14 protein-coding genes and 1 tRNA gene are annotated in these 19,108 nt (G+C 42.9%); 8 read left to right on the forward strand and 7 right to left on the reverse strand.

The window, feature by feature from the left end; all coding sequences use genetic code 11:
- Nucleotides 1–770: 770 nt before the first annotated feature.
- Complete coding sequence (locus MSHOH_RS22950; protein ID WP_048143531.1) at nt 771–4,892, forward strand: PAS domain S-box protein; 4,122 nt, start codon at nt 771–773, stop codon at nt 4,890–4,892.
- Here the strand turns inward: MSHOH_RS22950 and MSHOH_RS15045 are convergent.
- From MSHOH_RS15045 to MSHOH_RS15070, 6 genes are all read right to left on the reverse strand, one after another.
- A tRNA-Ala gene (locus tag MSHOH_RS15045) sits at nt 4,874–4,945 on the reverse strand. The two genes, MSHOH_RS22950 and MSHOH_RS15045, sit on opposite strands and share 19 nt — an antisense overlap.
- Before the next feature lie 65 nt (nt 4,946–5,010).
- Complete coding sequence (locus MSHOH_RS15050; protein WP_048140839.1) at nt 5,011–5,280, reverse strand: elongation factor 1-beta; 270 nt, start codon at nt 5,278–5,280, stop codon at nt 5,011–5,013.
- A 93-nt stretch (nt 5,281–5,373) separates the two neighbouring features.
- Nucleotides 5,374–5,544, reverse strand: coding sequence for a zinc finger domain-containing protein (locus MSHOH_RS15055; RefSeq protein ID WP_048140841.1), 171 nt, complete (start codon nt 5,542–5,544; stop codon nt 5,374–5,376).
- Between the two features lie 189 nt (nt 5,545–5,733).
- The gene (locus MSHOH_RS15060) at nt 5,734–6,402 is read right to left on the reverse strand and encodes an amino acid kinase family protein (protein ID WP_048143532.1); all 669 of its coding nucleotides are present in this window, start codon (nt 6,400–6,402) and stop codon (nt 5,734–5,736) included.
- Between the two features lie 91 nt (nt 6,403–6,493).
- Nucleotides 6,494–7,483, reverse strand: coding sequence for a hydantoinase/oxoprolinase family protein (locus tag MSHOH_RS15065; RefSeq protein WP_048143533.1), 990 nt, complete (start codon nt 7,481–7,483; stop codon nt 6,494–6,496).
- A gap of 93 nt (nt 7,484–7,576) precedes the next feature.
- On the reverse strand, nt 7,577–8,539 hold the full coding sequence (locus MSHOH_RS15070) for an ATP-grasp domain-containing protein (protein WP_048140843.1): 963 nt from the start codon (nt 8,537–8,539) through the stop codon (nt 7,577–7,579).
- Nucleotides 8,540–9,104: 565 nt separating this feature from the next.
- Between MSHOH_RS15070 and MSHOH_RS15075 the strand changes: the two genes are divergently transcribed.
- The 4 genes from MSHOH_RS15075 (at nt 9,105) to dnaJ (ending at nt 13,790) form a co-directional block, all read left to right on the forward strand.
- A complete protein-coding gene (locus tag MSHOH_RS15075) occupies nt 9,105–9,506 on the forward strand; it encodes a hypothetical protein (RefSeq protein ID WP_052730883.1) in 402 nt (133 codons plus the stop codon).
- 127 nt (nt 9,507–9,633) lie between these two features.
- Nucleotides 9,634–10,263 (forward strand): nucleotide exchange factor GrpE, encoded by a 630-nt coding sequence (gene grpE / locus MSHOH_RS15080; RefSeq protein ID WP_048140848.1) that lies wholly within the window; start codon nt 9,634–9,636, stop codon nt 10,261–10,263.
- Nucleotides 10,264–10,655: 392 nt separating this feature from the next.
- A complete protein-coding gene (gene dnaK, locus MSHOH_RS15085; RefSeq protein WP_048140850.1) occupies nt 10,656–12,512 on the forward strand; it encodes a molecular chaperone DnaK in 1,857 nt (618 codons plus the stop codon).
- A gap of 108 nt (nt 12,513–12,620) precedes the next feature.
- Nucleotides 12,621–13,790: a molecular chaperone DnaJ gene (gene dnaJ, locus MSHOH_RS15090; protein WP_048140851.1), complete on the forward strand. Its 1,170-nt coding sequence runs from the start codon at nt 12,621–12,623 to the stop codon at nt 13,788–13,790.
- A 299-nt stretch (nt 13,791–14,089) separates the two neighbouring features.
- On the opposite strand, the gene MSHOH_RS24390 is transcribed toward dnaJ, so the two are convergent.
- A complete protein-coding gene (locus tag MSHOH_RS24390; protein WP_162197645.1) occupies nt 14,090–14,266 on the reverse strand; it encodes a hypothetical protein in 177 nt (58 codons plus the stop codon).
- 65 nt (nt 14,267–14,331) lie between these two features.
- Here MSHOH_RS24390 and trkA (MSHOH_RS15095) point away from each other — a divergent pair, with 65 nt between their 5' ends.
- The 3 genes from trkA (MSHOH_RS15095) (at nt 14,332) to trkA (MSHOH_RS15105) (ending at nt 19,069) form a co-directional block, all read left to right on the forward strand.
- On the forward strand, nt 14,332–15,678 hold the full coding sequence (trkA, locus tag MSHOH_RS15095; protein WP_048140853.1) for a Trk system potassium transporter TrkA: 1,347 nt from the start codon (nt 14,332–14,334) through the stop codon (nt 15,676–15,678).
- Nucleotides 15,679–15,703: 25 nt separating this feature from the next.
- Nucleotides 15,704–17,134, forward strand: a complete 1,431-nt coding sequence (locus tag MSHOH_RS15100; RefSeq protein WP_048143534.1) for a TrkH family potassium uptake protein — start codon at nt 15,704–15,706, stop codon at nt 17,132–17,134.
- Between the two features lie 591 nt (nt 17,135–17,725).
- Nucleotides 17,726–19,069, forward strand: coding sequence for a Trk system potassium transporter TrkA (gene trkA / locus MSHOH_RS15105; protein ID WP_048140855.1), 1,344 nt, complete (start codon nt 17,726–17,728; stop codon nt 19,067–19,069).
- Nucleotides 19,070–19,108 lie beyond the last annotated feature (39 nt).

A 19,108-nucleotide genomic window follows, 5' to 3' on the forward strand; every position in this document is an offset into this window, starting at 1 on the left:
AATAAATATTTTTGTATATTATTTCTTCAATAAAAACCTTATCAAAAGGGAAACAGAGAGAAAGTAAAACTCGGACGAATAGAAGCATAAAAGATCTCGTAACAGGAAAATTGAACTGAAATTTATTTTTAAAAGATACCTTTTGAAAGATTATTTATTTGATTATAGTGGCCAGGGGGAGCTTCAACTTTCCCTGGCCATCTGAGGGGGTTATTCTAGCGTGGGATGACCACACTAATATTTAAAAAGAGTTATTTGTATTTAATTCTTTCTTATTTTTATAAAGTTGTATTATAAACTAAAGTGCAAATAATGAGGTATAGAATGTACAGATTTACAAAACATATTAATTTTTTGCATTTAGAGGATTGCGGTGAAGAACAAAGAAAGATTATCTAAAACCCAATACTGTTAAAACCAATACTGTTAAAACCAATACTGTTAAAACCAGTACTGTTAAAAATCAATACTGCTAAAAATCAATAAACTAATATACCTGTCATAGTATTTTTATTTCAATCCAATTATTATTTACATCCATATTAATTCGTTTCTTCTCTTGTAGCTGAAAAAGCATTTAGCTAGAAGCATTTAGCTAGAGTCCGCCACTTCCAGAATAGCGGATTTTAATAGTCAAGAAAAAGAGATCATAGAGCAAATGGAAAATCTTCTTAGGTTAGCGCGAGTAAGTTTTAAGGCAAAGATGAAATCAAATATGCAGACATAAAGAAATTTTTGTCCTGGTATATCAAAAACCGGAGACATTATTGATGGGAAAAGATACTAGAGATTCTGGCATTGATATCATTGGAGATGTGCCCTGGGGAACGCACTTCTGCCAGTTCTACCAGACCAGGGAAGATTTGATCGATATACTCGTTCCTTACTTCAAAGCAGGGCTGGAAAATAACGAGCTTTGCGTTTGGATCGCTTCACAGCCTCTTGAAATCGAGGAAGCAAAAGGAGCTCTTAGAAAAGCTGTTCCTGATATTGATGTTTATCTGGAGAAAGGGCAAATGGAAATTGTCCCTTACACTCACGGGTATCTGAAGGAAGGTGTTTTCGATCCTGATAGGGTCGTAAATAGCTGGATTGAAAAAATCGATCATGCTATGGCAAGGGGCTATGATGGACTGAGGGCTGTAGGGGACAATCGCTGGCTGGAAAAAGAAGGCTGGAACGGTTTCATTGATTATGAAAATAAAGTGGATGTTATTATCGACGAACGTCATGTGATAGCTCTGTGCCCATATTATCTTGATATGTGCAGCACAGCCGAGGTTATTGATGTAGTCTCCAACCATCAATTTGCTCTGATCAAAAGGGAAGGAAAATGGGAGCGGATAGAAAATTCAGGAAGGAAGAGGGCGGAAAAAGAAGCTGTGCAGGCTGCAAAAGACTGGGAGCAAACCTTTGATGCTGTGCCGGACCTGATAGCTGTAATTGATAATGAATACAGGATTGTCCGTACAAATAGGGCTATGGCGGCAAGATTGGGGGTGACACAAGGAGAGTGCACAGTGTCAACCTGCTATCGTGTTATCCATGGGACGGACAAACCCCCCTCTTTTTGCCCTCATGAGCAACTGCCTAAAGATGGGGATAAGCATACTGCAGAGATTTACGAAGATTGTCTTGGTGGTTATTTCTCAGTAAGCACCTCGCCGGTACATGATTCGGACGGAAAACTTACTGGGAATATTTATATAGCCCATGATATCAACGAACGCAAACAGGAAGAGCACAGAATACGCAGATATAACCGCGTCCTTGAAGGAATAAATAAGGTCTTCAGCAATGCGGTGCAGGCAAAAAGTGAAGAAGAAGTGGGAAATGAATGTTTATCTGTAGCCCTGGAAGTGACTGGCAGCGAGTTTGGTTTCATTAATGAAATGGGTACCGACGGGCTGCTGTATGATGTTGCAAAAAGCAAGCTGGGATGGGAACGGTGCTTTATGTATGACAAGACAGGACATCGTCCTCAAAACGTTTTTGCTGTCCATGGCCTGTACGGCAGTGTCATCAACAGCGAGAAAGGCTTCTTTAGCAATGACCCCCAGTCACATCCCGACAGTATTGGAATTCCAGACGGGCATCCTCCAATCACATCGTTCCTTGGCGTACCCCTTATGCAGGATGGGAATACAATAGGTTTGATCGCTGTAGCAAACCGTGAAGACGGGTATAGCAGTGAGCAGCAGGAAGATCTTAAAGCTATCGCGCCCGCGGTAGTCCAGGCTCTACAGAGGAAAAAGACAGAACAGAAACGGAAGCAGGCTGAGAAGGCGCTGCAAGCAAGTGAAGAACGCTACCGGTCTCTATATGAAAACAGCCTAGACGGAATTTTTCTCACAAAACCTGACGGCACTATTCTATGTGCAAACCCTCAAGCGTGTCAAATGTTCGGCATGACCGAAGAGGAAATTATACTTGCGGGAAGAGAAAGTATGCTGGTCAACAACGAGAAGCTTGCGGCTGCACTTGAAGAAAGAAAACTAACCGGTAGGATGAGGGCTGAACTGACACACAGAAGAAAAGATGGATCAACTTTTGTCTGCGATACAACCTCCAAGCTCTTTGTAGATGCCGATGGTAATCTAAATTCAAGTCTGATCATTAGAGACATCTCAGAACGCAAGAAGACCGAGGAGGCTTTACGGGCTAGTGAAGAAAAATTCCGGCAGATAGTAGAGACCGCAAATGAGGGAATCTGGTTAATTGACAGTAATGAACGAACTGTCTTCATCAACCGGAAGATGTCCGAAATGCTGGGATACAGTATTGAGGAAATACTGGAACAGTCTCCCCGAAAGTTCATGTCGCCGGAGTTTCACGAAAAGTTTAATAATCGACTGCGTGAGCACATACAGAGAGTTAACCAGCAAGTAGTCGACTACAGGTTCATCCGGAAGGATGGTTCGGAACTCTGGTGCATTGTTTCCTCCAGTTCATTGTTTGATGGCCTTGGAAAATACACAGGGTCACTTGCTATGATCACAGACATTACAGAGCGAAAAAAAGCAGAAGAAGCTCTTAAAAAAGCACACGAAAATTTGGAAGAAAAAGTAAAAGAACGTACAGAAGAGCTGGAGAAGGCTTATGAATCATTGAAAGCAAGTGAGACAGGTCTTGCTGAAGCTCAAAAGATGGCTCATATTGGGAACTGGGAATGGGATATTGCAACAGATAATGCATACTGGTCTGAAGAAATGTATCGTATTTTCAAACGTGATCCTAAAAAATTAGCACCATCTATAGGTGAATATTTAAGTTATGTTCATCCCGACGACCTGGATCACTACTGTAAAGTCAATGATTATACAACAAATATACGTACTTCCGGGCTTGATTTTAGAATTGTTTTAGATAATGGGGAAGAACGTACACTCCACATAAAATCAGATTTTATTTATAATGATGAAAATTTCCCTATTCGAGTAAAAGGAATAATTCAAGACATTACTGAACGTAAAAAAACAGAAGAGAAAATTCAGATACTGGCGAATGCTATTGAATCGTCGAGTGATGCCATTATAACTGTGTCTCTTGAAGGTATCATTACGAGCTGGAATAAAGCGGCAGAGCAGGTTTATGGCTATTCGGTTGAAGAAGTTCGGGGAAAAGACGCATCTATCCTGGCTCCGTCCAATCTACGTGACGAAACAAAAAAATTAACTGAAACGGTTATAAAGGGAGAAAAAGTCCACCAGTATGAGACTTTACGGTTAAGAAAGGACGGTACTCTTATAAATGTTTCAATTACTCTTTCTCCTGTCTTTGACGTTACAGGAAGGCTTGTGGCAATCTCAGGTATTGTAAGAGACGTTACTGAGCGTATCAGGGCGGAAGAAGCTCTGCGTGAGAGTGAAGCGCGCATGCGCCTATTTTACGAATCGGATATGCTCGGCGTGTGTTACTATAGTCTGGACGGTTCAATCACCGATGCCAACGACAGGTTTCTGGAAATAGTCGGCTACACGCACGAAGACTTGCAGGCAGGAAAGGTAAACTGGAAAAAGATGACACCGCCTGAGTACCGTTCTCAGGATGAGCAAACTATCGCAGAACTGAAAAATACCGGCTTAAAAGGACCAAAAGAAAAAGAATACCTCCGTAAAGATGGCTCACGCGTGCCTGTAATTATTGGGGCAGCTACTTTCAATAAGGTGTGTAACGCAGGCACAGCTTTCGTTCTCGATATTACCGAGAATAAAAAGACACAGAAAGCTCTTGCAAATATTGAGATTACCCGCAAGAAAGAAATTCACCACAGAATTAAGAATAACCTGCAGGTTATCTCTTCCCTTCTTGACCTTCAGGCTGATAAGTTCAATAATCCGAAAGTTATCGAGGCTTTCAGGGAAAGCCAGAACAGGGTTGTATCTATGGCTCTTATCCATGAAGAACTTTATAAAGGAGAAGGAACCGATACACTAAACTTTTGTGAGTACATTAAAGAGTTAGCTGAAAATCTTTTTCGAACTTACAGCCTAAATAGCAAAAACATCCACCTGAAAATGGATCTGGAAAAAAATGCATTCTTTAACATGGACGTTGCTGTCCCATTAGGAATAATTGTTAATGAACTCGTTTCCAATTCCCTCAAACATGCATTTAAGGGCAGGGACAGAGGAGAGATCCAGATCGAACTCCGTAGAGAAGAAAATGGAGAACACAAAAAAGAAGGCAATAAGATTACAAGCTTTGTTTTAACCGTTTCAGATAATGGAATAGGCATTCCTGAAAATCTTGGCATCCATGATCTCGATACTCTTGGCATGCAACTGATAAGCGCTCTTGTAGATCAATTAGATGGGAAGCTTGAACTGAAAAGGGGTAACGGAACCGAATTCGCTATAAGGTTCACAGTAAATGGACTCGGCGGGATTTGAACCCGCGGCCTTTACGTTGCGAACGTAACGATCTTCCCCTGATCTACGAGCCCTTTTACGAAAAAGAGAATGATGAAAAAAGTTTTCCGGAAAATATTATCCGGCTCTTTTTTCCTTCTCAGATGCGGTAGGCTTCCAGAACCTGAACGTTCTCGACGCCGGAAACCTTTGCAAAGGCTTCTTCTGCAGGTTCGGTTCCGCCTTCTTCGTCATTAACGATTAATGTTACAATCAGAGCCTTCAAGCCAAAAGCGATAGGCTCCTCAACAATATCTCCGTGAAGGTCTGCCCCTGCAGGAATTACGGCTTTTATTTTCTCTTTCAATTCTGCAAGGTCGGTTTCAACGCTTTCTGGCATAATCTTAATTTTTGCTGCGACGTCACCCATTTCAATCCCTCTCTATGATTAATACTATTATCCTTCTACCAGTTTCAAGCTGTTCTTACAACGTATGCGGATTTTCTGGCACTCTATCCGAAATCACGGAGCTTTGAATCCGCACTTCGGACAGGTATATACATTGCCCTGCTGCCTGCAGCTTGTGCATCTTCCGATCTCTGCTCCGCACTGGGGGCAGGGGAACTTTACATAGCCTTTCTCCACAAGACGGATCCCGCATGAGGTACAGTATTCAACTTTCTCTGCTGACATTTTTCTTCTCCTTAATTATTCCTTATAGCGAACTGTAATGAATTAACCGGTGAATCAGGCACCTTCCTTAAGCTTCAGTATCCTGCTTTTTCGGCACCTTTATTAACATCAATAAATCTGATGAACTGAATGTAATGATGCTTTTTGGACACGGTTTGCTTCTCTCCCTAGTCATATACGATATACAATTTAAATATTCCCCTTTACCGCCGTACAGGGCACAGGCTTCCCGTACATCGCCTGAATTATCCTTTCTGGGAATTTTCCATTTATAACTATGCACTCCATTCTGTTTTTCTGAAGAAATTCAGGCAGAGCAGGGTCAATGCAGCTCTCAAAATTTTCAGATAAATCCGATGTAAAAGTTTCTCTAATCAGTTTTCCTTCCCTGAATATCCCGTCAACATCCGTGGCCTTAATAAATAAGGCTCCTGTCTGCTTAGCTACCCAGGCAGCAATCGTGTCCGATGTTACCTTCCATGAGTGGGGTAAAGGGTCTTCTGCCTTCAGCAGTCCGTAGGGAAAAAGAATTGAAACGCCGGGAGGCAATTCTTGTATTGAATCCGTTCCTGCTGCATGGCTTTTATCCTGCAGATAAAAGGCATATTGTTCCATGCCAAGTATAGCCATCCAGTGAGCGGCATCGTCTCCGAGACCAAAGCTCTCATCAGCTCTTCTTACGGCATCAGCGAAAATTCCTCCTCCAGGCACTATAAGTATGGAGAAGGATGTTTTTTCGGGATGCTTTATATCCGGAGCAGTACCCTGGCTTCCTGATCCGAATTCATTTATGAGCCTGTTCACAAGTTCCGGAGCTTCACGGATCAGGCTTCCCCCTATTTTAATGACCACTATCATAGGCTTCATTTATAATTCATATCCGTTGCAGTTTTTCCATAGCAACTTTCGGTTCAGTTCTTACTCCTTCGGGACACAGGTTTTTACAGCCTCAGTTTCTTAATGTTTCGGCTTCCAGCAAGCGGGCGGCAGCATATGCCGGAAAGACCTTTGAGATATCTTCTCCCCAGTGCCCGGCAACTGAAACATATTCATATCCAAGCCTTTCTGCGGCTTCTGCTATCAGAAATTCTCCAAGGCCCGCTGCTGCAATCTTATTAAGTCCATTCCTTTTTGCAACTTCAGAAATAGACTCAGCAAGGGTAGAAACCTGTTTTTCATTTACCTGCTCTGCAATCTCGTATATCTCCTGCTCCCTTACCTCTGAAAGGTCTGCACAGACCAGCCTTGCAATCCTGCGCATGGAATCTATTCTGCTCCTGCCGGCGCCGTCAGCAGTTTCACAGGTGTACGTGTCTTCATTGATTTTTCCGAGTATTAAATAAGCGTCTGCTGTCGTTGCAAAGAGTTCAGAGGATGTTCTGCAAATGCCTTTTTCAAGTTTTACCTTTTCAAGAAGTGCAGCAAGGTTAGTCCTGAGAGTGCCTGCATAAACAAGTTCACTCCTTAACAGTCTTTCGAAGTCCGTAAGGCCTGCTCTATGTTCTCCTGATATAATCGGAATAATATCGCTTGTGGTACTGCCGACATCAACAAAAACACAGTCTCCGATCTCTTTTCCTATCAATCTGGCTGAGGCTGCCCAGTTTGCGGCAGCAAGCTCTCTCAGGGAATCGGTTTCGCTCTGGAACCTTCCCTGGCTGTTAATATATGAAACTCTTTCAGGGCCGAAAGCAGAATCAACAGTTTCTTTTATGAAGAGGATGCCCTGCTCTTTGTCTTCGAAGCAATCGGCAAGTTCTCCAGTCATTACAACAGCAACTTTTTCAGGTTTCAGCCTTTGCGAGATTTCTTTTAAAACTTCCGGAAGCCTGGTATTCTTCCAGAGTGGCAGGTAATGAAGTTCCACAACAGTTCCGTCCGAGGAAGCAAGTTTTGTGTTTGCCCCTCCAATGTCAATCCCTATAATTTTTGAATACATTTTAATTCCTTTCCGTGTTTTTTCCAGGTTCCGAATATCACACATGTAATTATCCATATATTCCCCTGTCATTCTCCATGTTTTCCCGGGTCTTCAATTCTTCCCAAAAAGCTCTCCCAGCATATCTTTTGAGAAGTGATACTCCCCCTCGATCTGCACGGAATCAGGGAGTGTTCCGAATCTGTTCATAAGAAGAAGTTCGCCTATTTCTTCCTTCATGACCCTGCTGACCCCGAATATTGAGGCTGTGGGTCTTGGATTTACATCCACGACATAAGGAAGATCGGAAAGCACAATATCCACACCTACATACCCGAAGCAATCAAGGCATTTTACTGTAGAGATTGCAGCCTCATAGAGTTCGTCTTTTCTGGAAGTATGATAAGGGGTAAGGCTGCCGTTATATTTTATACCCGAAACCCCGGTTTCCTCAGGATTTTTTCCTTCCCTTCCCTCTTTTTCATTAAACTCGATGAACTGGCGGTTTACAGTAAGTGGAAGCGGCTTTTTTCCTGCAATAAGGCTTACGCTCAGATGTTCCCCTTCGATATATTCGCTTGCGATGAATTCCCCGGAATTTTCGAACTCTGTAACCAGATATGTTGCCTCTGCCCCGCACCCGAACCTTGGCTTTAGAACATACTTTTTTCCCTCTTTGGCTTCTTCAGCAATCTCAGGAGCATTAATTCCCGCTTTTTTCAGGATTTCCGTACACAGGAGTTTGTCTGCACAGCATGCTGCAGATTCAGGAGAGCACCCCAGGTTTACGGTATTCTCTTCAAGTATCCTGTTCAGTTCAGGAAGCATTCCGTCGGGAGCAATAAGCAGTCCGGCATCACACTTTTTTGCTTCCCGTTCAATTACCTGCCTGAAGTTCTCAGCCGTTGATCTCAATGCCGTACCTGCACCTATTTCCACTCCCGCAGCAGGATAATACACCTCATGTCCTACACGGACAAAGCTTTCGGCAAGCGTTTTCAACATAGCTGCCCCTTCAGGGATAAGGGACTTTTCAATATCCGTACCTACAGCGAATTCTGCAATCAGGATTTTCATCGGAAAAGAAAAACCCGGTCATTTTATATTATTTTTTGTCTCGCCCGAGTCCCGTCTCGGGAGGACGGTGTCCTTTTCGCTCGCTCCGCTTCGCTCAAGAGGACTAATTTATAAGTTATAGAGTAAACTGGGGCTCAAGAGGACTAAACTATGGATTAATATTAATTTGCTGAGCGCAGAAGAATTACATACACACACTCCTAACCACCCAATATCATTCACCATACTGAATCATCCCTGTCCCGCTCGACGAATGAAAGAGATCTTTTTTCCTCTCTTTTTGGAGGGCCTCCAGACGGGCGCGATGAGCATTTATAAGATATGAAATTAAGTCCTCAAACGTCATTATGAAATTTTTAGAGTTATGCAGGAAGAGACAGGGTAATAGAAAGTCAGGTAAATCAATATATGAATGAATATGAAGGAAAAAGGGAAGCTAAGTAATCGAGTAGGAGATTTAAGTAAAGGTTTATATAATTTATATAGTTTATAGCTTAAAAAATAAACATTACAATAATTAATGGTGGCTGGTAAAATAAACAGCAGAAATCCGAATTCCCAGTCTTTGTTTGAAAATCCTTTTGTCAAAACCCTTTCTATTGCGGTTCTTCTGGGCATATTCCTGGTTGATATGGGGCTAGGGTTATTTGATATATTCTCTACGAAATCGAGTCCTCTGCCTTCGGCGTTTGTACTCATGATCTTTGCCGTGATGTTTATCGGCGGAATGGTCTTTTATGAGAAACAGGGGCTTAACACTGTAAGCTCCCTTATAGGAGGAACGTTTGCAGGTTTCGGGCTTTCCTTCGTGTTTGTCACTCTCGTGGGAGGCGTTCAGTTTGCTTTAGGCGGAGGAATTTCTGCTATTGGGTGGGAACAGGTAATTTCGGCAGTTGCTGCTTGCATGATTGCAGGAATCATAATGCTGAAAGTACTATCTTATAAACTTGAGAACCACTTTTACTGACTTTCCTTTTTTTCTTCTTTCTAAAAAGGATCTACTATTAATCCAATAGAAAAGTATTTATAGAATTACAAACAATCACAGATCAGGACGAGCGAAACCGTTAGAATAATTTCATGGGGATTGATAAATGAAAAAGTCCAGTAAAAAGGAAAATATGAATTCCAAAGAAGAAAACCAGACAGAGGCTGAAAGTTCCGAAGCCCGGAATTCTGAGTCTTCGGCTGGAAAAGCCGGTGAAACAACAGTAAGTCCTGAAAACGAACCTGTAAGTTCCGAGGCTGAAAAAAGCCCTGAGGCTGCTTGCAGGGAGGAAAACGAACTTCTAAAGGACCAGCTTTTCCGGCTTGCAGCGGATTTTGATAACTTCAGAAAACGGACCGCCCGTCAGATGGAAGAAAACCGGAAAGCTACGCTTGAACAGGTACTTCTTGACTTTGTTGAAGTGACCGATAATTTCGACCGCGCTCTGAAATCTGCAAGGACTGCAGAGGATATGGGCTCAATAGTAAGCGGAATAGAGCAGCTTTCAAAGCAGTTCTTCTCTATCCTGGAAAAGTACGGGCTTGAAAGGATAAAATGCGAAAAGGCAGGCGAGTTCGATCCTCACAGGCATGAAGCTATCCAGCATATAGAAACCTCCGAAGTTCCGGATAACACCATCGTTGATGTTTACAAACATGGATATGCTTTGAACGAGAAGGTTGTCAGACCCGCTCTGGTTTCAGTAGCAAGAAGCCCAGAAGAGGCAGAGAAATAAATTTCAGTTACTTAAAAATAAATTTACGTCTAAACCAGGTTTACGTTTAGTCCCGGACCTGGATTAAAAATTCAAGATTACATTCAGTTCTTAAACGCAAAGTAAAGCTCTGTAACCCTGTAAGTAACAGAAGAACTTTATTAAATAACTTGAATTAGTAATTTAATAAAAGATAATCTGCTAACCTCTCAGGCTAAATAAATTAACCAAACTGAATAATTTACTGAGTCCGGATAATTTAACCAATTAATAGAACTAATTGGTCAGATTAAGTAAATTTATTAATTATCTTTACTGAGCAATTTAACCGGAAACATAACTGTCTAATCTAACTTACAACTATTAGATAATCTAAGTATAATTTAATTGATAATTAACTATGAGGATATAATATGGCAAAGATACTGGGTATTGACCTTGGTACTACCAACTCATGTGTGGCAGTGATGGAAGGCGGGGAAGCTGTTGTGATTCCGAATGCCGAAGGCAGCAGGACAACTCCTTCAGTTGTCGGGTTCTCCAAGAAAGGTGAGAAACTCGTGGGACAGGTCGCAAAGCGGCAGGCAATTTCAAACCCGGAGAACACCGTTTATTCAATAAAAAGGCACATGGGGGAAGCCAACTACAAAGTTACGCTTAACGGGAAAGCATACACCCCGCAGGAAATTTCTGCGATGATCCTCCAGAAGCTCAAAACAGATGCGGAAGCTTATCTCGGAGAAACACTCAAACAGGCTGTCATTACAGTTCCTGCTTATTTCAACGATGCACAGAGGCAGGCTACAAAAGATGCAGGCTCAATTGCAGGGCTTGAAGTCCTGAGAATCATAAACGAACCCACAGCCGCATCCCTTGCTTACGGGCTTGACAAAGGAGATGTAGACCAGAAGATCCTTGTCTACGATCTTGGAGGCGGAACCTTTGACGTATCCATTCTGGAACTCGGAGGCGGAGTCTTTGAAGTGAAGTCCACAAGCGGAGATACCCACCTCGGAGGCGACGACTTCGACCAGCGGATTATGGATTACCTTCTTGCAGAATTTAAGAAAACCGAAGGAATCGATCTCTCCAAAGATAAAGCTGTACTCCAGCGCCTGAAAGATGCTGCCGAAAAAGCCAAAATCGAGCTTTCGGGAGTTGCAAGCACAAACATCAACCTCCCCTTCCTGACAGTCGGTCCTGATGGGGAACCAAAGCACATGGATGTCGACCTGACAAGAGCCCAGTTCCAGAAGATGACTGAAGACCTCCTGGAAAAGACCCTTGTATCCATGCGCCGTGCACTCAGCGATGCAAAGCTTACACCAAATGATCTTGACAAAGTAATCCTTGTCGGAGGCGCAACAAGGATGCCTGCCGTTGTCGAACTTGTGGAAAACTTCACAGGCAAGAAACCCTACAAGAACATTAACCCTGATGAAGCAGTTGCAATCGGTGCAGCTATTCAGGCAGGAGTCCTTGGCGGAGAGGTAAAAGACGTCCTTCTGCTAGATGTTACTCCCCTTACCCTTGGTATTGAGACCCTCGGAGGCATTGCAACCCCGCTCATTCAGAGGAACACAACCATTCCGACCAAAAAGAGCCAGATCTTCTCAACTGCTGCTGACAACCAGCCCTCAGTCGAGATCCACGTCCTGCAGGGAGAGCGCGGAATCGCTTCCGAAAACAAGACCCTTGGAAGGTTTACTCTTGACGGCATACCCCCGGCTCCGAGAGGCATCCCGCAGATCGAGGTCGCATTTGACATTGACGCAAACGGGATTCTGCACGTGAATGCAAAGGACCTGGGTACAGGCAAGGAGCAGTCTATTTCCATTAAGAAACCCGGCGGGCTTTCTGACGCCGAAATCGAGCGCATGGTCAAGGATGCGGAACTCCATGCCGAAGAAGACAGGAAGCGCAAAGAGGAAGTCGAGACCAGGAATAATGCCGAAGCTCTTATCAATGCCGCAGAAAAGACTATTAAGGAAGCAGGAGACGTAGCCACCGAAGACCAGAAGTCAAAAGTCAATGCTGCAATTGAAGACCTGAAGAAGGCCCTTGAAGGCAAGGACGCAGAAGACATTAAGGCAAAGACCGAAGCCCTTCAGGAAGCCGTGTACCCGATCTCAACAGCCATGTACCAGAAAGCCCAGCAGGCTGCTCAACAGGCTGCTGCAGGCGGTGAAGGCGGCACTGATGCAAGAGGTCCTGATGAGAATGTTGTTGACGCCGATTATGAAGTAGTTGACGACGAAAAGCGTAAGTAAGTAAAGAAGAATTAGATAGAGAAATATGCCTGGGAATTCTCAGGCCTGACCGGAAACCTGTGAACAGGTTCCGTCTCCTTTATTTTTTTAAAACAACAGGGAATCCTGATGGCTACCACACGTGACTATTACGAAATTCTCGGATTATCCAAAGATGCTTCAGTCGAGGATATAAAAAAGACATACCGGAAGCTTGCCCTGCAGTACCATCCTGACAGGAATAAGGAGCCTGGGGCTGAAGAAAAATTCAAAGAAATATCCGAGGCTTACGCCGTTCTTTCAGATACAGAGAAAAGGGCTCAGTACGACCGCTTCGGACATGCGGGAATCGATAATCAATACAGTGCAGAAGACATTTTCCGGGGCGCGGACTTTGGCGGGTTCGGAGACATTTTTGAAATGTTTTTCGGAGGCGGCAGAAGAGGAGGTCCCATGGCTCCCAGGAGAGGGTCGGACCTCCAGTATGACCTTTATGTAACCTTCGAAGAAGCTGCTTTCGGAGTCCGTAAGGATATCGATATTCCAAGGACAGAAAGATGTTCTGCCTGTGCGGGCACTGGAGCAAAAGAAGGTACAAGCCCGAAACGCTGTCCTACCTGTGGCGGCACAGGACAGATTCGTACTACCCGCTCAACTCTGGGAATGCAGTTCGTGAGCACCACAGCCTGCAGTACCTGTCATGGCAGAGGCCAGATAATTGAGACCCCGTGTCCGGTCTGCAGCGGAGCAGGCAGAGTCAGGAGCAGGAGAACGATATCAATCAACGTACCTGCAGGAGCAGACTCTGGTATGACCCTCAGGCTCAGCGGAGAAGGAGATGCAGGAGAACCGGGAGCACCTTCCGGAGACCTTTACATTATTATCCATGTAATGGAACATAAATATTTCAAGCGGGTCGATTACGATGTGATCTCCGAACTGTCAATATCCTTCACCCAGGCTGCACTCGGAGCGGATGTTATGGTTGATACCCTCTATGGCCAGGTCAAAATGAACATCCCTTCAGGGACTCAGACCCATTCCGTATTCAGGCTCAAAGATAAAGGTATACAGCGCCTGCACGGGCACGGCAAAGGGGACCAGCTCGTAAGGGTAATAGTCAAGACCCCTACTAAGCTTACCCAGGAACAGAAAGAACTCCTTCGCCAGTTCGAATACCTGAGCAACGGAAAAAAATCCGAAGCAGAGGAAAGGGGCAAAGCTGAAAAGCAAAAAAGCGAGAAATCCAAGAAAAGCAAGGGACTTTTCGAAAAGGTAAAAGATGCCTTTGAGAGTTGAAAATAATATCTCTGGCTCATATTTACCCATTAATCTGGTATTTCTCAGATTTCTACTTCTTTTTCTTTTTTAACCTTTTTTGATTATAATTCTTCTTAAAGGATTGTTTTTTATTTAGATTCTTTCCTGGACCGGGAGCTTGAAAAACATTTATATACACCTGTTTAATTCTATGTCTAGGAACCATAGTTATTTCGTAAAAGCATAGATTTAAGAAATTCTGGTTTGCAAAAAGTTTAATTTCCAGAGATGGTCAACACGCTGAGAAACTTTGCTTCAATTTATCGTGCTTCAATTTATCATATATCAGGCATCACTTTAAACTTTAGTGCTATGTCCGATATCTTCTTTATGTTTGTTTTAGCGTTATTTACTTTAAACATACTTACTTTGACTTTAATTGTTTTCACACCGGTTATTCTGGTTCTGGTTCTTTTTACTTCAATTGGTTTTATACTTACCATTCCTATAATCATGATTTCTTGTTCAATTATTTCCTCAGTGGTAGATTCATTAAAAACAGTTTTTTTGAAGGTGTTCTATGAAGGCTGTAATTATTGGTGCAGGGGAAGTAGGCTATCATATTGCAAAAGCACTCTCTCCTAAAAACGATGTGGTAATTATAGAGAAAGATGAGGAAGCATCAAAAAGGGCAGACGAACTTGACGTGCTCGTAATTGAAGGAAACGGCGCAAATGCGGAAATCCTTTCAAAAGTCCTGCAGAATGCTGACCTTCTTGTAGCTGTCACAGGCGTTGATGAGGTTAATATTGTTGCCTGCATGACTGCAAAGCTGATTACAAAGAACAAAAACGGCTGGAAGGATACAAAAACCATAGCAAGGGTCAGTAATCCCGATTACATAGATTCCCCGGTTACATCAAGGGCTCAGGTCGGTGTTGATCTTATGATCTGTCCTGAACTTGCACTGGCCTCGGAAGTTGCTGATATACTCTCAAGCCCCTCAGCAATAGATGCGGAAATGTTTGCCGAAGGAAAAGTAAGAATGACTGAGTTTGCAATAAGTCCCGAAAGCAAACTCGTAGGAAAGCATATGCAGGACCTCAGGCTTGCTGACTGCTGCATTGTCAGTGCGGTTTTCAGAGAAGATGAGATAATAATTCCTCACGGAGACGACTTAATCAAAGCAAACGACCACATGGTAGTTGTGGGTAAGCCGGAAGCTATGGAAAATCTGGAGAACGTTTTCGGAAGCCAGGTGCCCCACAGAACAAGAATTCTTCTTATCGGCTGCGGGATCGTAGGTTTTTATCTGGCAAAGCTGATCGACAGAGAGAACAACGCTGACCTGAGAATTATTGAACACAGAAAGGGGCGCTGCATAGAAGTGGCTGAGGCTCTGGAAAATGCACTTGTGCTCAACGGGGACGGCACTGATGTCAGCCTTCTCAGAGAAGAAAATATTGAGGACATGGACGTTGTTGTTGCGGTTACGGACAGCGACGAAAAGAACCTCCTCTGTGCTCTGCTTGCAAAGCAGCTCGGAGCCAAAAAAGTGATTGCAAGGGCTGACCGCTCGGACTATCTGCCTCTTTTTGAAATGGTCGGGATAGACATGGCTGTAAGTCCCAGGGAAGCGACCGTAAATGAGGTCCTCAAACTTACCATGGGAAAAGGTATACAGACACTCACAACTATCGAAGGCGAAAAAGCCGAAATCATAGAATACACAGCTTCCGAGAGATCAAAAATTGTAGGCAAGCCTTTAAACAAAGTAAAGTTCCCGAAAGGATCTCTTATCAACATGGTCGTGCGCGGAAAAGAAACTATAATTCCAAGAGGGGACTTCGTAATTAATAACGGAGACCGTGTAGTTATTTTTTCAATGGCTTCAGCTGTTTCTGAAGTAGAAAAATATTTCAGGTAAATTTTACGAGATAGGAGTGATTTTTATAGATAATAAAGCTGTTTTTAATGCATTGGGGAAAATTCTAATACTTCTAGCTTTTACAATGCTTGTTCCCCTTTTAGTGGCTCTATACTATCAGGAGCCTCTGAAGCCTTTTATTGTTTCTATTCTCGTAACTCTCCTTGCGGGTTTACTCCTTACACGTATCAAAGGTCGTGCCGAATGGCAGCAGAAAGAAGCTCTTGCCATTGTGGCTCTGACATGGCTTGCAGCGGCTATCTTTGGCGGGATTCCTTTCCTTTTCGAAGGAGTGTCCTTCATTGACGCCGTGTTTGAAACAATGTCCGGTTTTACTTCAACAGGTTCGACAATTCTTGTGGATATAGAAAGTTATTCTAGAAGTCTTCTTTTCTGGCGGTCTTTTACCCAGTGGCTTGGAGGCATGGGAATTATCGTACTTTTCATTGCCATCCTGCCCAAACTGGGAGTTGCCGGCCGTCAGCTTTTCCGAGCAGAAGCTCCGGGCCCTACCGAAGATAAGCTCAAACCCCGGATAAAAGATACGGCAAAAATCCTGTGGGCACTTTATATCCTGATTTCTGCTATTGAAGTTGTGGCTCTTATGCTTGCAGGGATGTCACTTTACGATGCCCTTACGCATACTTTTGCCGGTATGGCTTGCGGAGGTTTTTCTCCGTACGGGGCCGGAATCGAAGCTTTTAACAGCCCTCTTATCGAGTTTATTCTCACGTTTTTCATGTTTGCAGCCGGAGCGAACTTTGCTCTCTATTATAGGGCGATTTTTATTGATAAGAACTTTATTCTTAAAGACGAGGAATTCAGGGTCTATACTTCTATTCTTCTGGGCTTTACAGGCTTGCTTACTCTGGTTCTGTACAAGGACATGGAATTTTCTCTTTTCAATTCTTTCCGCTATGCTATATTCCAGATTACTTCCATAATGACAGCTACGGGCTTTGCTTCAACTGATTTTAATCTGTGGAAAGATTCGGCAAAGATTCTGATTCTTGCAGTCATGTTTATCGGAGGCTGTGCAGGTTCTACGGGTGGAGGCATGAAGGTTGTGCGTTTTCTGCTCACGTTAAAGTATGCGAGAAGAGAACTGTTTAAGTTTATTCATCCAAGACTTGTCAGACCTATCAGATTCAACAATAAAGCAGTACCGGATGATATTTTACAGTCCATACTCTCTTTTGTTGTGATTTACATATCAGTTTTTATCTTCAGTGCAATGCTTCTGACCTTGCTTGGGGTCGATATGATCAGTTCTATTACCGCTTCGATCGCGACTCTCGGAAATATAGGGCCTGGATTTAATCTCGTCGGGCCTGTGGCAAACTTTGAAGGGCTTCCTGCCCTGGGAAAAATTATCCTGATAAACAACATGTGGGTCGGCAGGCTTGAAGTATATACTGTACTGGTTCTCTTTACGAGTGATTTCTGGCACTCCTGAAAGGAATTTTCTCCATGGCTTCAGCTACTTGGAAGTCGAAAAAAATATTTCAATTATCGCATTCTTTGAATCAGGGAACATGAAAACACCATAAAGAACCCTAAAGAAATGTCAATTATACCAATTTTATCTGCTTATACAAAGTATACAAACACAAGATTCTTTGAAACTTTCAGGATTTACTGTGACGTTTTTATCAACTATGATTATTATGCAGATGTATTTTCCTGCCAAGTTATGGAAACAAATTGCACTTTTCAGAAATAATACATGAAATTGAGGTTAATGAAACATTATCAACTGAAATTGCAAGTCAAATAAAAATGAAAATACTTAGATATTACAAAATGGCATCTTTACGATGATACAATTCCTTGTTTAGAAAGAGCAATAAGTAAAGGTTATGAAAATGTAATAGTTTCAAACCATGTACCTGAACTATCCGGTTTGGTGAAAGATTTAGGAATAAGTAAATATTTCTACATTCCACTATTTCTTAGAAATCCTCCTATTTACGTCTTCTTTTTTCCAAAGACTACTTAAGCAAGCAGAGTAATCTATCTGGAGATAGTCTTTTTTCGAGGAAATCTTATGAAAGCAGTAATTATAGGGGCAGGCCAAGTAGGATTTCATATCGCAAAATTTCTTTCCTTAACACATGATGTAATTGTCATCGAAAAAGATGAGGACGCACTGAGACGGGCTGATGAGCTGGATATTCAGGTTATGGAAGGGAATGGCGCAAATGCCGATATCCTCGCAAGTATTCTTCCGAGTACGGATATTCTCGTTGCGGTCACCGGAGTTGATGAAGTTAATATCGTCGCCTGTATGACTGCAAAACTTATTATAAGATCTCATGGCTGGAAAGATACAAAAACCATAGCAAGAGTCAGCAACCCTGACTACATCGATGTGCCTGTTACTTCCAGAGCTCAGGTAGGTGTGGATATTATGATATGCCCTGAGCTCGCTCTCGCCTCGGAAGTTGCCGAGGTACTTTCAAACCCCTCTGCAATAGATGCGGAGATGTTTGCCGGGGGCAAGGTCCAGATGATAGAGTTTGCAATCCGTCCTGACAACAGGCTTGTGGGAAAGCATATGTATGATCTCAAGCTTGATGACTGCTGCATTGTCAGTGCGATTTTCCGAGAAAACGAAATAATCATCCCTCACGGAGATGATTTGATCAAGGCAAACGACCACGTAGTAGTTGTGGGCAAGCCAAAAGGTATGGAAGACCTTGAAGTTGTTTTCGGGAACAAAGAGCCTCACAGAAATAGAATTCTCCTTATTGGCTGCGGAATTGTGGGCTTTTATCTTGCCAAAATTATAGATAAAGATGAGAACGCAGATCTCAAGATTATTGAATATAGGAAAAGCCGCTGTATAGAAGTGGCTGAAATACTGGAAAACGCCCTTATACTCAACGGAGACGGTACTGATGTCAGCCTTCTCAGGGAAGAAGACATTGAGGATATGGATGTTGTTATTGCAGTTACGGACAGCGACGAAAAAAACCTTCTCTGCTCACTTCTGGCAAAGCAAATGGGCGCCAAAAAAGTAATTGCAAGAGCTGACCGTTCGGACTATGTGCCCCTTTTCGAGATGGTGGGAATTGACGTTGCAGTAAGCCCGAGAGAAGCAACCGTAAATGAAGTCCTCAAGCTTACTATGGGAAAAGGTATAGAAGCCCTTGCAACGCTTGAGGGAGAAAAAGCGGAAATTATCGAGTATATTGCATCAGGGCAGTCAAAAATCGTAGGAAAACCGCTCAGCAAGGTTAAGTTTCCTAAAGGTGCAATAGTTACAATGGTGGTACATAATGATGAAGTTATTATTCCCAGAGGGGAGTTTGTCATTAGGGAAGGAGACAAAGTTATTGTTTTTGCTCTTTCTTCAGCTGTCCGACCTGTTGAGAAGCTGTTTAAATAAAGAATAAATATGAATAGTTATGAGTGCATTAAAAACTCA

Source organism: Methanosarcina horonobensis HB-1 = JCM 15518, from assembly GCF_000970285.1.
GTDB classification, from domain to species: Archaea; Halobacteriota; Methanosarcinia; order Methanosarcinales; family Methanosarcinaceae; genus Methanosarcina; species Methanosarcina horonobensis.

Excerpts from the sequence above, each read along its gene's own strand:
- MSHOH_RS22950 (WP_048143531.1), top strand. The coding sequence starts at position 771 with ATGGGAAAAGATACTAGAGATTCTGGCATTGATATCATTGGAGATGTG.
- MSHOH_RS15050 (WP_048140839.1), bottom strand. The coding sequence starts at position 5,280 with ATGGGTGACGTCGCAGCAAAAATTAAGATTATGCCAGAAAGCGTTGAA.
- MSHOH_RS15055 (WP_048140841.1), bottom strand. The coding sequence starts at position 5,544 with ATGTCAGCAGAGAAAGTTGAATACTGTACCTCATGCGGGATCCGTCTT.
- MSHOH_RS15060 (WP_048143532.1), bottom strand. The coding sequence starts at position 6,402 with ATGATAGTGGTCATTAAAATAGGGGGAAGCCTGATCCGTGAAGCTCCG.
- MSHOH_RS15065 (WP_048143533.1), bottom strand. The coding sequence starts at position 7,483 with ATGTATTCAAAAATTATAGGGATTGACATTGGAGGGGCAAACACAAAA.
- MSHOH_RS15070 (WP_048140843.1), bottom strand. The coding sequence starts at position 8,539 with ATGAAAATCCTGATTGCAGAATTCGCTGTAGGTACGGATATTGAAAAG.
- grpE (WP_048140848.1), top strand. The coding sequence starts at position 9,634 with ATGAAAAAGTCCAGTAAAAAGGAAAATATGAATTCCAAAGAAGAAAAC.
- dnaK (WP_048140850.1), top strand. The coding sequence starts at position 10,656 with ATGGCAAAGATACTGGGTATTGACCTTGGTACTACCAACTCATGTGTG.
- dnaJ (WP_048140851.1), top strand. The coding sequence starts at position 12,621 with ATGGCTACCACACGTGACTATTACGAAATTCTCGGATTATCCAAAGAT.
- MSHOH_RS24390 (WP_162197645.1), bottom strand. The coding sequence starts at position 14,266 with ATGATTATAGGAATGGTAAGTATAAAACCAATTGAAGTAAAAAGAACC.
- trkA (WP_048140853.1), top strand. The coding sequence starts at position 14,332 with ATGAAGGCTGTAATTATTGGTGCAGGGGAAGTAGGCTATCATATTGCA.
- trkA (WP_048140855.1), top strand. The coding sequence starts at position 17,726 with ATGAAAGCAGTAATTATAGGGGCAGGCCAAGTAGGATTTCATATCGCA.